Raw genomic sequence first — 14,615 nt, forward strand, 5'->3', positions numbered from 1 at the left:
CTGCCGAAGTAGGACCGACCCACCCGAAATTCTCTGCCGTCACAGACCTGCTGGCCCGCTCGGTGTCTGCGCTAGGTAGCGGCTTCGTTGGCCAGGTGGTCCTGCATGAGGTCACCATAAGGTTCAACATCGAATGCGGTTGGAAAATTCTCGGGCTTATAGGCCGGGATCGCCGCCTTCCGATCCAGAACCGACTGATGGACCAGCGGCCGCCGTTCCTGTCGCTCGATCGTGCGCGGCTCGGCTTGCGGTAGGTAGAAGCCGAGGACCGATTTTCGCTTCCATTCACGCCATTTGACGGACTTTGGGATCCACTCGAGCGGCTTCCAGCCCACGGTCATTGAATCATGCACGATCCCCAACGGATCGGGGCTGACGAACGTCATCGTCCCCTCGCCCTTCCCTTCCCCGAAGACAAGCCGCTCCAGCATGCGGGAATTGGTCTGCAATCCAAATGCTTTGGCCTGATCAACCATCCAGTCGAGCGGAAATTTGGATATGGCGCTTTCCTCTTCAGGATAGCCACCGCCGACATCGGAATGAGATCCGGCGAACCAGACTTGTTTGATATCCTGCTCTTTTGCCGGCGAAATCTTGTCGAAAGGATTTTCGACGAATGGCTGCGGCTCGACCCACCGGTTCAGCCGGAACATGCGACGATGCTCATCGATCGCAATTGCATGTCGAAAGACTTCGACGCTCGGGTTGGTCCTCGTATGCGGCAGTGTGAGGAGCTGTGGCAGAAGCCGGTCGCCTCGCGGCACGATGATCGACGCTACGGTGTCCCAGACACCAAGAAACTTGATGCGCGCGTCCCGGGCTCCTGAAACCTTGGAAAAGTGCCAGGCAACGTTAAGGTCGTGCTCGTCGCTGGCTTGCTTGTAAGAGCTTACGGCATACTCGACGATGTTGAGTTGGTCCGGATGCAGCAGGCCGATCATGTGGATCAAGCCCGCAACGGCGCGGGCTGTATAGGCTCCCCGGCTGAAGCCAAAGAGGAAGATTGCGTCCCCTTCGACGTAGTGCCTGCAGATGAAGGCGTAGGCGCCGGCGATTTCGGCGTCGAGACCATATCCAGTTGCGAGCTCGAACACGGATTTCGCGTTCTGGCGCCATCGCGTCCAGGCATCGCTGGCACCGATGGTTCCTATGCCGGCGTCGTAATAGACGCGCTGCTCCTCATTCTTCTTCAGGATGCGGAACAACTTCAAGACGTTCGAGAGATTGCGCTCGATCTGGTTTCCCGTTCCATCGCAGCAGACAACGATGTTTTTGCCAGTCCGCTTCAACACCACCGCCTTTGAAGGTCCAGTTCAGACCAACCAATTTTGACCCAAGCTGTGGATCACATCAACAGGCGTCTGACGATGGGTACCGATGAGAATGTAGCGGCGCGGTCGGCGTGGTTCCGGTGGCGAAAGAAGAGGGGCTCAATCAAAGAAGCCCGTATCCTCTTCCCTGAGATACTTCCTGGCTGCTTCGGCGTCGATATCGAGGCCCAGGCCCGGCGCTTCCAGCAGGTCCACCATGCTGTCCTTCACGATCTGCGACGGCAGGCCGATCACGAGATCCTCCCACCAGGGGTCGGAGGCGCTGGGATATTCGAAGGCGATGTAGTTGGCGGGCAAGGTGGCGCAAACGTTGATCAGGGCGCCGAGGCCCAGCAGGCCGTTCGCGGTGCCGTGCGGCGCCATCAGGATCGAGTGCATGTAGGCATGCTCGGCGACCCATTTGAGCTCGGCAATGCCGCCGATATCGGCAGGATCTGGGCCGATGACGCGCACCGCCTGCGTCTCGATCAGCTCCTTGAAATTGTGCCGCAGGTAAATCTGCTCGCCGGTATGGATCGGCGTCGAGGTGGAGGTGGTCAGCTCCCGATAGGCCTGCGGATTGACCCACGGCACATAGTCGCCGGTCAGCATGTCCTCGAGCCACATCAAATTGTACTTCTCCACCGCGCGAGCGAACTTGATCGCATCGGGCAGCATCCAGCCCGGGCCGCAGTCGAGCGCCAGGCTGACCTTGTCGCCCAGCACTTCCTTCATGGCGATCACGCAGTCGAGCATGTGGTTGAAACCGCGCTCGCTGATCACGCCCTGATCCATGGCACCGTGATAGCCGGCCTTCTTCTGCGTCACGCCATAATGGAAGTCCTCGATGCTGTCCTTCATGTTCGAGTGGAACGAGATTCCTTGCTTGACCATGAAGAAGTTCTGCGGCTGCTCCATCATCCATTTGACGTCGGCCGCATAATCCTCCGGCCGGTCGCCCGCGCGTTTCCGGCGGATCGAGCCGTTATAGACGCGCACCTTGTCGCGCACCTTGCCGCCGAGCAGTTTGTAGGCCGGCACGCCAGCGGCCTTGCCGGCAATGTCCCACAGCGCATGCTCGATCGCGGAGACGGCGGCGCCATAGGGCTTGAACGAACCTCGCTGGCGGATCTTCAGCATCACCCGCTCGACGTCGGTCGGATCCTCGCCGATCAGCGCCTCGCGGAAATGCAGCACAAAGGGCTTGAGATAGGTCTTTGTGAACTCGACCTCGCCAAGGCCATGGAGGCCCTCGTCAGTGACGACGCGAACGATGGGATGCCGCCCGATGACGGCGCAGCGCAGGTCGGTGATCTTCATGGCACAGTCCTATTTCACAGACGAGAAAGCTGTCGGTGTGAGCAGCTGGCTGGCGATATTGGCAACGATCTGCCCGTCACGCTCAGACTCGTCCCGGGCCCTGTGCCATGCCGGATCGGTGACGAAAGCCGCCCATTTCGCCTCGCGCTCGGCCAGCGATTCCCAGGCGAGGAAATAGGTAAGGCGATTGCTGTTTTCGCCGATCGCCGTGGTGAAAAACCCGGCTTGGCGGATGCCATGCCTCTCCCAGATGGCCAGCGTCTGGTCGGAAAAGCGCTTGAGCAAAGCCGGCAGCCTGCCCGGCAGGCAGTCATAGATACGCAGTTCGTAGATCATGGTTTCGTCCGTTTCTTTCTTCGCCTCTCCCCTCGGAGAGGGCGACACGAATGGTCGGTCGTTGGCCCTGTGAGCTTGAGGAATGAGGGCTGGGCGTCTGGGCTAACTCCAGGTCCGGTCCCAGCTATATTCATTGTCCCAATGCTCGGTGGATTGCCAGATGCCGGTGACACCCGGCTGCAGATGCTGCGAGATCACCTCGTCTACGACGTCGTCGATCCCCAGACCCGGCTTGTCCGGAACAGTGATGAACCCGTCCTGCACGAGCGGCTTGGGAAGGCCGGTGACGATATCGTCCCACCAGTCGACATCGGCGGAGTGGTATTCGAGCGCCATGAAGTTCTCGGTCGCGGTGGCGACATGGGCCGCGGCCATCGCGGCGATTGGACTTTCGGCCATGTGGATGGCCATGGCAACGCCGTGATCCTGCGCCATGTCGCCGATCTTCTTGGTCTCCAGGATGCCCCCGCTGGTGAGCAGGTCCGGGTGGACAATGGAGAGGCCACCGCTCTTGAGCAGAGGCTCGAACCCCTCCTTGAGGTAGATGTCCTCGCCGGTGCAGATGGGCACCGTGGTGGCGTCCTGCAACTGCCGGTACTGCTCGATGTACTGCCAGGGGATTACATCCTCGAGCCAGGCCGGCACGTATTTTTCAATTCGCCTGGCGAGCCGAATGCAGTTCTGGAGTGAGATGTGGCCGACGTGGTCGATAGCGAGCGGGATCTCCATGCCGATGACCTCGCGAACCTCGGCAATGTACTGCTCGAGCAGGTCGAGGCCCTTGTCGGAAAAATGGAGGCCGGTAAACGGGTGGGCGACATTATGCAGGTCGTAGGCCGCGTTGCGGGCGCGCCGCTCATCAACGGTCTTGAGCGGGCCGCGGGCGGGATGAACGCGGTAGCCTTCGAGTGAGCCGGCAGGAGACACGACCGCGCCGGGCACATCCGCGATCTGCATCAGCCCCAGATCCATCTTGAGGAAGGTGAAGCCGAGCTCCATGCGCTGCTTGAGGCGCTTGCCGGTCTCTGTGCCGCTCGGCACGGTTGCATCGGTATCGCAATAGAGGCGCACCTTCTCCCGAAACCGGCCGCCGAGCATCTGGTAGATCGGAACGCCATAGGCCTTGCCGGCGAGATCCCACAGCGCGATTTCGACCGCCGAGACGCCGCCACCTTGCCGGCCGTGCCCGCCGAACTGCTTGATCCGGCGAAACAGGCGATCGATGTTGCAGGGATTCTCGCCAAGCAACCGGCTCTTCAGCATCAGCGCGTAGGTGGCGCTGGCCCCGTCGCGCACCTCGCCAAGCCCGACGATGCCCTGGTTGGTGTAGATCTTGAGCAGCGCCGTTGTGAACGGTGCGCCGACGATTTCAGCCACCCGCATGTCGGTGATGCGAAGATCGGACGGCTTGGAGTTCATGTTCACCCGATCAAGGGCTTCGTCGGCTCCACCGGTCTTGGGCATCACTTATCCTCGTTTTGGTAGGCGGGCTTTTCGGCGGCATGCAGCCCCGACATGAGGCGACATGCGTCAGCCCAGCTCAATCTCGTGGGCTTGCAGGTACTCGCGGTCCATCTCGATGCCGAGACCGGGCCTCGACGTCAGTTTGAGGCTGCCGTTCGAAACGTCGAGCGGTGTGTCGATGAGATGATCGTATTTACCCAGGTTCCACTCCGACGTCTCGAGCTTGTAAAAGTTAGGAACTGTCATCATCACCTGCGCGCCCGCCACCACGTTGATCGGCCCCGCGGCGTCATGCGGCGAGACCGGGACGTAGTAGGCTTCGCACAGGGCAGAGATCTTCTTGAGTTCGGTAATGCCGCCGGTCCAGGTGACGTCAGGCATGATGTAGTCAGCGAGCTTGTTTTCGAGCACCGGCACGAAGTCCCACTTGGTGTGGCCGCGCTCTCCCCACGAGATGGCGGCGCTGACCTTCTCACGCACCTGCTTGAGGGCATTGAGGCTCTCGGGCGGGCAAGGCTCCTCGAACCAGTCGATCTGGCCGGCTTCCTCGAGGCTTCGGCAGAGGCGAATGGCGGTTGGAACATCGAAACGGCCGTGCGCGTCGATGAGAATGTCGACATCAGGGCCCGCCGTTTCGCGGATCAGAGCCGTGAGTTCGGCCGCTTCGCGCTCGTCCTTGCGAGTCATGCTGCCATCGAGGTAGCCGTCCCGCTGTTCGCGCGACACGCCATCGGCGCTACGTCCCTGATGCGGGAAAGGATCAAACTTGAGCGCGGTGTGTCCGGACTCGACGATGTCCCGAATTTCGCGGACCACCGCCTCCTTGCTGGTAAATTTGGACTGGTTAGGATGGGTGTAGAGCGCGATTTCATCGCGCACCGGCCCGCCCAGCAGCTCGTAGATGGGCTTGCCCAAAACTTTGCCCCGGATGTCCCAGAGAGCTATGTCGATGGCGCTCACGCATTCGACCGCGGCGCCGCGGCTGCCCATATAGGTGAAGCTGCGGAAAATCTTGTGCCAGAGATGCTCGATCCGGGCCGGGTCCTCGCCGGTCACGGCGGCGCCGATCTGCCGTAGGATCGTGCAGAGCGCGCGGTTGGCGAGCTTGGTGGTGGTCGTGATCTCTCCCCAGCCGCTCACCCCCTCGTCGGTCGTCACTTCGACGAACAGGTACTCTCCCCAATAGGACGCATCGGACTTGATCAGCCACGGCCGAATGCTCGTAATTTTCATGTCAGCTACCTCTGTCTGATCGTCGGGCTAGCGATGTTCTGGAACGGGCATTCTATCCGGCCCGAGCGGCGTTGCGCGCACGCATATGTTCGAGGATGTGCCGGCCGGAGCCCTCGACATGGCGAGCAACGAGTTCGGCCGCCTTGTCGGCGTCTCCGGCTTTTACGAACGCGATGAGCTCGCGGTGCTCGCGAATGATCGCGGCACGCCGGGCAAGCGTGAAATTGAAACGCCGGCTCACGGCTCGCAGCACTTCACGATGCTTCCACCAAAGCTCGGCGGCATGGCGGTTGTAATGCCGCTGGTACATCACGGTGTGGAAGGCGGTATCCAGCTCGCTGTGCCTGAACGTATCGGCGAAGTTGTTCTCTTCAATCAGGTCCTGGAGACGTTGGAGTTCGGCGATGTCCTCGCCGGTGGCCATATTCACAAACCATCGCGTCAGGGCCGGCTCGATCAGAACGCCGATCTCATAAATGTCGCGGACAAACTCCTGATCGATAGGCCGGACGCGCGCCCCGCGGTTGGGGAGAAAGGTGACAAAGCCTTCGCCGCGCAACAGCTGCAAGGCTTCGCGCACGGGGTTGGTCGAGGTGCCGTGGCGCCGGGCGAGATCAGTGACCACGAGCCGTTCGTTGGCGGCAAGCCGTCCCTCGATGATGTCTTCCCTGATCAGCTCATAAAGCGAGGCGCCCTCGCTGGACGCCCCTATGGGGTCAATCCCCACCGGTGGCTTGGCTTTGAAATCGTTTGGTTCGGCCAAGGCCGGCTCCCCTGGATTAATACACACCCTTTCCGATTAACACGCAAAGTTTCGATAAACAATGTACGATCTAACGCGTTGACAGGCAATTCATGATCTGAAAACGTACAAGGCTCCCGAACGGGTACACAGATACAAAGACGTCCTGCGATCAAACGAGCAAGACCGCTTTGCCTCGCCGCAAAGCGGCATGGGAGAACCAGGGAGGATACCTATGACGAGGATTATACTCGGCAGTGCGGTCCTGCGCGGCACTGTCGCCAGCGTTTTGGCGGCATCACTGATGTCCACATCGGCGCTGGGCGCGCCGCCGGTCGACCTCAGCAAGTGGTCGCCGGAATATGTCCGCGCCATTGCGGGCACACAGGATTTCGACACGGCGGCCGATTGTGCCAAGGTCACCCCGCTGGACTACAAGGGGCGACTGACCTTCTGGTATCAGGGCGTTTTCGAGGGCGACCCCGACCTCCTGCGCCAATACTACAAGGAATTCTTCGAAACCTTCCGCAAGACCTATCCAAACATCCAGCTCGAGGAACAAGCCCTCACCTATAACGATCTTCTCGACAAGTTCCGCACCGCGCTCCTCGGCAATGCCGCGCCGATGGCGGTCCGCTTGCAAATCCTGGGTGGTACCGAATTCGCTTCAAAAGGCTATCTGCAGCCGCTGAAGCCCGAGGATGTGGGCTATTCGACCGAGGACTTCTGGCCCGGCGCCATGAAGGCCGTGACCTGGGACGGGGTGACCTACGGCATTCCAACCAACAACGAAACGATGGCGTTCATCTGGAACGCCGACATCTTCAAACGCGCCGGCCTCGATCCGGACAAGCCACCGGCAACCTGGGACGACGTCATCAAGTATTCCAAGCAGATCCACGACAAGCTCGGCATTGCCGGGTATGGCCTCGTGGCTCGCAAGAATGCCGGCAATACGCCGTATCGCTTCATGCCGCAGCTATGGGCCTATGGTGGCGGCGTCTTCGACGAAGCGGCGGCAAACCCGACCTATGAGCAGGTCGAACTCGACAGCCCGCAGAGCAAGGCGGCGCTGCAGGCTTCCTACGACATGTATGTTCGCGACAAGTCGGTTCCGGTTTCGGCACTCACCAACCAGCAGGCCGATAACCAGCCCCTGTTCGTCGCCGGCCAACTCGGCATGATGATCTCGCACCCGTCCGACTACAATGTCATGCTCGACCTGCAGAAGAAGGCGACGGGCACCGACAAGGACAAGGCGCAGACCGTCATCGACAACATGCGCTACGGCCTGATCCCGGCCGGGCCCGACGGCAAGCGCGCGGTCGTGTTCGGCGGCTCGAACATCCACATCCTGAAGCCCGAATATGTCGAAGGCGGCAAGGTAGACGAGCCGGCGGCGAAGGCTATCATCTGCATGTGGACGAGCCCTGAATGGTCGCTGAAGATGGCCTATGCCGGATCGAATCCCGGCAACCTGAACGGCTTCAAGACCAAATGGATGAAGGAACGTCTGGACAACATCAAATTCCTCGATGTCACGACCTCGATGCTGCCATACGGCATCCCGTTCCCGGCGCTGCCGCAGGCCCCGGAGATCATGAACATCATCGTCCCGGACATGCTGCAGAATGCCCTGACCGGAGCGATGACCGTCGACCAGGCGGCGGACGACGCGGCCCAGAAGGTGAAAGACCTGATGGGCGGGCTCTAGCCTGCGCCTGACCCACGACCTGACCGGCTGCGCTGACAGCGCAGCCGGTTCGTTCCGAAGAAACAAGGGCATACCATCGTGACGATCGTGACCGGCAAGGCCGAGGCGCGCCGAAAATTGCAACCCGGCAGGTCCGGTGCGCTGCGGGATATCTGGGAGCATCGCGCCGACTACGCGTACGTGCTGCCCGCGATCGCCGTGATGCTCATCGTCATCGCCTATCCGATCTACTACACGATCGAGCTGTCGTTCTATAAGACGCCGCCCGGCTTGCAGCTTCGTGACAAGACCTTCATCGGCTTCGACAACTACACGGCCATCCTCACCAGCGAGGTGTTCTGGAAAGTCACCTGGAACACGCTGATCTGGACATTCGGGTCCACTTTCATCTCCTTTGTCCTGGGGTTTGCTACAGCGCTGGCGCTCCACCGCGACTTTATCGGCCGCGGTGTGCTGCGCGCTATCCTGATCATTCCCTGGGTCATCAGCGCGGTCGCCGCCTCCTATATCTGGAAGTGGATCTACCATTCGGATTTCGGCATCATCGGCGCAGTGCTGGTCGGCCTCGGATTGGCCGACCGACCGCCGAATTTCATCGACAATGTCAGCACCGTTCTCCCCTCCCTGATCGTCGTCAACATCTGGCGCGAGTTTCCGTTCGCCATGATCATGATGATGGCGGGCCTGCAGACAGTCCCCGAGCAATTGCTGCTCGCCGCGAAAGTTGACGGAGCCAATGCCTGGCAGCGCTTCTGGCACGTCACCTTCCCGCACCTTCGAAACGTCTCGGTGGTGACGATCCTGCTGCTGGCAGTGGCCAACTTCAATTCCTTCATCATCCCCTGGATCATGACCGGCGGCGGGCCGTCGAACGCGTCGCATATCTGGATCACCCATATTTACGAACTCGCCTTCGGCCGGCAGCGCTGGGGCGTGGCATCGGCCTATTCGGTGCTCCTGTTCATCATCCTGATGACGCTGGGCTACTTCTATGTCCGTGCGCTGAGCGGCAACGAGCGGAAGGAGGGCGGTGCATGAGCGCGATTGCCGAGACGGTCTCCCGAGGCCAGACCCGTCGCCGTATGCGCGTCGACGGATGGCGGTGGGCCGGGCGCATCTTTCTCGTGTTCATGCTGCTTTATACGGCATTGCCGATGATCTGGATGCTGATCACCTCGATCAAATCCGGGTTCGCGGCGACGCAATTCCCGCCGCAATGGTGGCCGGACGAGCCGACCCTCGCCAGCTATCAGAAACTGCTCGATCCGCAGAACAGCGTCGGCCAGGACTTCCTCCGCTTCTTCTGGAATAGCCTGTTCGTGTCGACCGTCACGACAATCCTTTCCGTAATCGTGGCTGTCCCCGCGGCCTACGCTTTTTCGCGCTTCAGTTTCCCCGGACGGAACTTCCTGTTCTTCGCCGTTTTGCTGCGCAACATGTTTCCGGCAGTGATCTTTCTCGTGCCGCTCTTCATCCTGATGCGCGCGATCGGCCTGGTGAACACGCACGGCTCGCTCATTCTCACCTATCTGACCTTCGGGCTGCCGCTGGCGATCTGGCTGCTCAAGGGCTTCTACGACAACATCCCGGTGCAACTCGAGCAGGCGGCGCGCATCGACGGCGCAACGCGGTTCCAGGCCTTCATCCTGATCGTGATGCCGCTCTCGACGCCTGGGATCATCGCCACCGCGATCTATTCCTTCATCGGCGCCTGGAACGAATACATCTACGCCTACACCTTCCTTTCCAAGAACGAGCAATTGACGCTGCCGGTCGGCATCCAGCGCTTCTTCTCGGAAAACACGACGGACTTTCCGGGCCTGATGGCGGCCAGCTTCATGATGAGCGTGCCCGTCGTGGTGCTGTTCCTCGTCCTGCAACGATACTTCGTACGCGCCCTTACAGAAGGCGCGGTCAAGCATTAGGGAGTTGCCAATGGCCCACGTGGTCCTCAAAGATCTCGTCAAGACCTATGGCGGCTTCAAAGCTGTCAACGATGTTTCGCTGACGGTCAATGACGGCGAGTTCGTTGCGCTGGTCGGCCCGTCAGGCTGCGGCAAAACAACCACGCTCAATCTCGTCGCGGGGCTGACCTCGATCACATCGGGCGACATCGTCATCGGAGACCGGGTGGTCAATGATCTCGACCCCAAGGACCGGGACATCGCAATGGTGTTCCAGAACTACGCGCTGTACCCGCAGAAATCGGTCTACAAGAACCTGGCGTTCCCGCTGCAGATGCGCAAACTCTCCAGGGACGAGATCGACAAGAAGGTCAGGGAAGCGGCGCGCGTTCTCGACATGACGCACCTGCTCGAGCGCAAACCGCGGGAACTTTCGGGCGGGCAGCAGCAGCGCGTCGCCCTTGGCCGTGCCCTCGTCCGCGACCCCGCTGTGTTCCTCATGGACGAGCCGCTCTCCAACCTCGACGCCAAACTGCGCGTGCAGATGCGATCCGAGATCAAGCGCTTCCACCAGGACCTCAAGGCAACGATCATCTACGTGACGCACGACCAGCTCGAAGCCGTGACCATGGCCGACAAGATGGCGGTGATGAATGGCGGCTATCTGCAGCAATACGATTCACCGGCGCAGGTCTTTGCCCATCCGGTCAACATGTTCGTCGCCAGCTTTATCGGCAGCCCGGCGATGAGTCTCATTCCGCTGGAGGCTTCGACGGCAAACGGCAGCACCGCGCTGACCAGCGCGGAAGGCTGGACGCTTGAGCTGTCGCAACTCAACGCGCGCAAGGTCCAGGGAGCGACCACCAAGAAGGTCGTGCTCGGCGCGCGGCACTCGACGATCAAGCTGCACAAAAGCGCGGTCCCGGGCGCCATTCCGGCCAAGGCCTATACGGTGGAGCCGACCGGAGACGTCACCTTCGTGCAAGCATTCCTGTCGGGCGCCATCGTCAACATCAGCGTGTCGCCCAACGTCGCCGTCAAACCTGATGAGCGGATCTGGCTCGAGTTCGACCAGGAGCGGATGCATCTGTTCGACGGCGAAACTGAAATGGCCCTCAAGGCCGATTGAGACAGGGGATGCGCGTGGAACGCGGGCGTGTATGACCAAGAACCTGAAGATCACCGCGATCAAGCCCTACCCGGTATGGGTGGGAACGCGCAACCAGATGCTCGTCAAGGTCGAGACCGACCAGGGTATCTTCGGCTGGGGCGAGAGCGGCTTGAGCGGTCGCGAGAAAGCCGTGGCGGGCGCGGTCGAGCACTATCGCGAGTTTCTCATCGGCCGCGACCCGATGCAGATCGGCCTGATCTGGCAGGAGGTTTACCGCAGTCAGTACTTCGAAGGAGGCCGGGTCCTGCAGGCGGCGATTTCCGCCATCGACATCGCCCTTCATGACATCAAAGGCAAGGCGCTGGGGGTGCCCGTCTACGAGCTGCTTGGCGGCAAGCAGCGCGACCGCGTGCCCACCTTCGCCTCGACCGGAGACGAGGCCGAGGGCGATGTTGCGATCGAACGCGCCCGCGAACTGCGCGCGCAGGGCTGGCAGGCAATCCGCTTCTTCCCCATCGGACAAAGCAGCAAGGACGTCTTCGAGCCGCGTGAATCGATCGGCCCTACGGCGAGCATGCTGAACAAAGCGCGCGAGGCGCTGGGCGATGAGGTGGTGCTCGGCGTCGATTATCATCACCGGCTGTCGGTGGCCGAGGCGGCGAGCTTCTGCAGCAAGCTCGGCCGCGGCGTGCTTGATTTCCTCGAGGAGCCGATACGGGCCGAGACACCAGAGGCGTACGAGTCCCTTCGTACGATGACCGACATCCCCTTTGCCATCGGCGAGGAATTTGCCAGCAAGTGGCAGTTCCTGCCTTACATCGAGCGCGGCATCCACCAGTTCAACCGGCTCGATGTCTGCAATGTCGGCGGGCTCACCGAGGCGATGAAAGTCGCTGGCTGGAGCGAGGCGCACTATGTGGACCTGATGCCACACAATCCCCTTGGCCCGGTGTGCACGGCCGCAACCGTGCATCTCGCCGCCGCGGTGCCCAACTTTGCGTGGCTAGAAACCAGGATCCCCGAAAGGAAGCTGGGTTTCGACAATTCCGACTTTTTCCCCGTACAGCCAAGGCTCGACGGGCCCGATTATCCGGTCAGCGACCTGCCGGGGCTCGGCGTCGAGGTCAATGAAGCGGCGGTCCAGGCGCAGAGTTTCCGTTTCTGGGAAGCGCCACATCTCAAGCGCCGCGACGGCTCTGTCACCAACTGGTAATTCAATTTCAACCGGAGTCCGAAAATGACGCATACTCCCGATATCACGCGGCCGCCCAAGGACCTGATCGACGCGCTAAGGGAGATCGGCGCCGCCACGGTCGCGGGCACACTTGGCCATATGGGCTTTCGCAATCCGCACATGGTCGGCCCGGTGCCGCAGAACCATGGGAAGTCGATCGTCGGGCCGGCACTGACATTGCAGTTCATGCCGCAGAGACCGGACCTCTTCACCGAGGGAGAATATGCCGATCCGGAGACGCAACTTCACAGACATGTGCTCTACCATGCGCAGGAGGGCGACGTGGTCGTCGTCGACGCGCGCGGCGACATGAGCTCCGGTGTCTTCGGCGATATGATGTCGACCTATTTCAAGGGCAGAGGCGGTGCGGGCATTGTCATCGATGGGTGCATGCGCGACCGGCCCAATGTCGAAAAGCTCGACCTGCCTCTTTGGCTGCGCGGCTGGACGCCAAATTATCATGTGCAGACCAGCATCTATCCCAATGCGGTCAACGTTCCGATTGCCTGCGGCGGTGTCACGGTGATCCCCGGCGACATCATCGTCGCCGATGACGACGGGGTGGTGGTGCTTCCCGTCGCAATGGCCCCGAAGGTCATCGAAGAATCCCAGAAGCATCACGATTGGGAGGAATTCTCACGAATGAAACTCATGGGGGGCGCGCCGTTGCAACGCTACTATCCACTGCACCCAAGCGCGAACGACGAGTACGAGGCTTGGCGGAAAGCCAACGCCAAACCTTGATAGACAGGATGGGCTGACAGTCGCCAGCGCGCGTCAGCCATTCCCCCTAATTTATCCTGGCGCCGCGCTGTGCGTCGAACAGGTGCGCCTTGCGCATCATCGTCTCCAGCCCGATCTCCTGATCAGGTTTGAATGGCGGCCGATCCCGGCTCTCCGCCCGCTCGTTGACCTAAGCTGGGTTTAATCCCTGGCCAATCCAGACCTGTCCCTGCCGAAAGCTGGCGGCTTTTGCATCGGGAGATACCTGACCGCGCTGGTGGCGACACATTACCGTAACGGAAGCGGTCCTATCATTCATTCGGTGATTTTGGGCGAGGGTCGGGGATCATCGGCCGGGACCGTCAAAATTAGGGGACCTGATATGGCCACGCAGCTTTGTCACATAGAGACAGCATTCTCGGGAACGGGCTCGGCAATGGCTCCAAAGTTCGCGGAATCATGCGCTTGGGCGAATGCACGAGGCGTAACGATCTATCAGCGTTCAAAAACGGTATGGATCGCGGCCGGCGGCTATCGAGGCCGCGATTTGAAAGTAAAGGGACGGTCGCCTGCCACCGCGCTCGCACTATGGATTGAGGCTGTCCAGTACAGAGGTTCGACATGAGGCTGACCAACGAGGCGTCCAAGGCACGCAAGGAGATCAGCATCCATCGTATCGCCGCCCTGATACCAGCTTAGGATATCGCAGGCCGTCGCCGAAAATCGATCCCCGGCCGAGCTTTGTCCATGCGATCAGCCCGGCCGCTTTGGTCGAGCTGGTTCATCATGAGCCCGCGAGCGCCAGCATGACGCTCGCCCAAGTGCGGAACGCACCTGGCTCAACATCAAGCGGACGCCCGGAGCTGAAAATTTTACGCGGCCGCGCCTGGCGCCGCGGCTCCGGTCGCGTAAAAATGCTTCTGTCGAAGCTCGAATCAATTCCGCCATCATGTTTTCTCCAGAAGAAACGCCCATATAAAAACAGGTTGGCGGGCCGTTGCCATTCGGGCCGACACCGCTGGAGTTGCGGCGGTGGTCCGAACCCGCCAAAACGGATGGCGCGCCCTGCCGGAACGGTTTGATGTCGCGGTCAACACGTAGGGAGAAACACGCGATCGGGTTGCGCTCGGCATGTGTTGATGGTTTGTTGCCGGTCAGCGGAGAACGAGTGATGCGAGAATCCATCGGTCAAGACGAATACGGGTCGACCAGCCCCTTCGATCCGGATGACCTGCCGAATTTGAATGCAATCGGTCCGGCGATGGGCAGCGGCAATGACTTCGAGAGATACGCGGTCGCCGTCATAATCGTGTTCGGCGCCCTGATCATAGGCGGGCTGATGGCCGCGTCGATGACCTTCGGCCACCGCAACGGTTTCCTGTTCGCGCTCGGCGGCGCCACATCGGCCTGGATATCGGGAAACGCGCTTCTGCTCGACCGGCCGCGCATCTACGCACTGTTCGTCGGCATCGCGGCCCTGATGCTGATCGCATCCACCGTCACGCTGATTTCGTGACGGCTTGA

General features: G+C 60.9%; 13 protein-coding genes. 7 read left to right on the plus strand and 6 right to left on the minus strand.

The features are described 5' to 3' along the window. Positions 1-71: 71 nt before the first annotated feature. From FJ949_RS14495 to FJ949_RS14520, 6 genes are all read right to left on the minus strand, one after another. Complete coding sequence (locus FJ949_RS14495; protein WP_140496527.1) at positions 72-1,289, minus strand: DUF2235 domain-containing protein; 1,218 nt, start codon at positions 1,287-1,289, stop codon at positions 72-74. 141 nt (positions 1,290-1,430) lie between these two features. Further along, positions 1,431-2,630: a mandelate racemase/muconate lactonizing enzyme family protein gene (locus tag FJ949_RS14500; RefSeq protein WP_140496529.1), complete on the minus strand. Its 1,200-nt coding sequence runs from the start codon at positions 2,628-2,630 to the stop codon at positions 1,431-1,433. A gap of 9 nt (positions 2,631-2,639) precedes the next feature. Beyond that, positions 2,640-2,966: an NIPSNAP family protein gene (locus FJ949_RS14505; RefSeq protein ID WP_140496531.1), complete on the minus strand. Its 327-nt coding sequence runs from the start codon at positions 2,964-2,966 to the stop codon at positions 2,640-2,642. Positions 2,967-3,068: 102 nt separating this feature from the next. Next, positions 3,069-4,430, minus strand: a complete 1,362-nt coding sequence (locus tag FJ949_RS14510) for a mandelate racemase/muconate lactonizing enzyme family protein (protein ID WP_140496533.1) — start codon at positions 4,428-4,430, stop codon at positions 3,069-3,071. A 66-nt stretch (positions 4,431-4,496) separates the two neighbouring features. Then, entirely contained in the window at positions 4,497-5,663 is a 1,167-nt protein-coding gene (locus tag FJ949_RS14515; RefSeq protein ID WP_140496535.1) for a mandelate racemase/muconate lactonizing enzyme family protein, read from the minus strand. A 52-nt stretch (positions 5,664-5,715) separates the two neighbouring features. Then, positions 5,716-6,426 carry a GntR family transcriptional regulator gene (locus FJ949_RS14520; protein ID WP_140496537.1) on the minus strand — a complete coding sequence of 237 codons (711 nt, stop codon included), beginning with the start codon at positions 6,424-6,426 and terminating at the stop codon, positions 5,716-5,718. Between the two features lie 214 nt (positions 6,427-6,640). Between FJ949_RS14520 and FJ949_RS14525 the strand changes: the two genes are divergently transcribed. From FJ949_RS14525 to FJ949_RS14555, 7 genes are all read left to right on the plus strand, one after another. Next, positions 6,641-8,119: a sugar ABC transporter substrate-binding protein gene (locus FJ949_RS14525; RefSeq protein ID WP_140496539.1), complete on the plus strand. Its 1,479-nt coding sequence runs from the start codon at positions 6,641-6,643 to the stop codon at positions 8,117-8,119. Positions 8,120-8,197: 78 nt separating this feature from the next. Then, positions 8,198-9,157, plus strand: a complete 960-nt coding sequence (locus FJ949_RS14530) for a sugar ABC transporter permease (RefSeq protein ID WP_140496541.1) — start codon at positions 8,198-8,200, stop codon at positions 9,155-9,157. Then, on the plus strand, positions 9,154-10,044 hold the full coding sequence (locus FJ949_RS14535) for a carbohydrate ABC transporter permease (RefSeq protein WP_140496543.1): 891 nt from the start codon (positions 9,154-9,156) through the stop codon (positions 10,042-10,044). The genes FJ949_RS14530 and FJ949_RS14535 overlap by 4 nt, the downstream gene beginning before the upstream one ends. A 10-nt stretch (positions 10,045-10,054) precedes the next feature. Beyond that, a complete protein-coding gene (locus tag FJ949_RS14540; RefSeq protein ID WP_140496545.1) occupies positions 10,055-11,152 on the plus strand; it encodes an ABC transporter ATP-binding protein in 1,098 nt (365 codons plus the stop codon). A gap of 31 nt (positions 11,153-11,183) precedes the next feature. After that, the gene (locus tag FJ949_RS14545) at positions 11,184-12,347 is read left to right on the plus strand and encodes a mandelate racemase/muconate lactonizing enzyme family protein (protein WP_140496547.1); all 1,164 of its coding nucleotides are present in this window, start codon (positions 11,184-11,186) and stop codon (positions 12,345-12,347) included. Positions 12,348-12,371: 24 nt separating this feature from the next. Continuing rightward, positions 12,372-13,112, plus strand: a complete 741-nt coding sequence (locus FJ949_RS14550; protein WP_140496549.1) for a ribonuclease activity regulator RraA — start codon at positions 12,372-12,374, stop codon at positions 13,110-13,112. 1,150 nt (positions 13,113-14,262) lie between these two features. Next, positions 14,263-14,607: a hypothetical protein gene (locus FJ949_RS14555; protein ID WP_140496551.1), complete on the plus strand. Its 345-nt coding sequence runs from the start codon at positions 14,263-14,265 to the stop codon at positions 14,605-14,607. Positions 14,608-14,615: the final 8 nt, after the last annotated feature.

This window comes from Mesorhizobium sp. B2-4-1, assembly GCF_006442185.1.
Classification (GTDB): Bacteria; Pseudomonadota; Alphaproteobacteria; order Rhizobiales; family Rhizobiaceae; genus Mesorhizobium.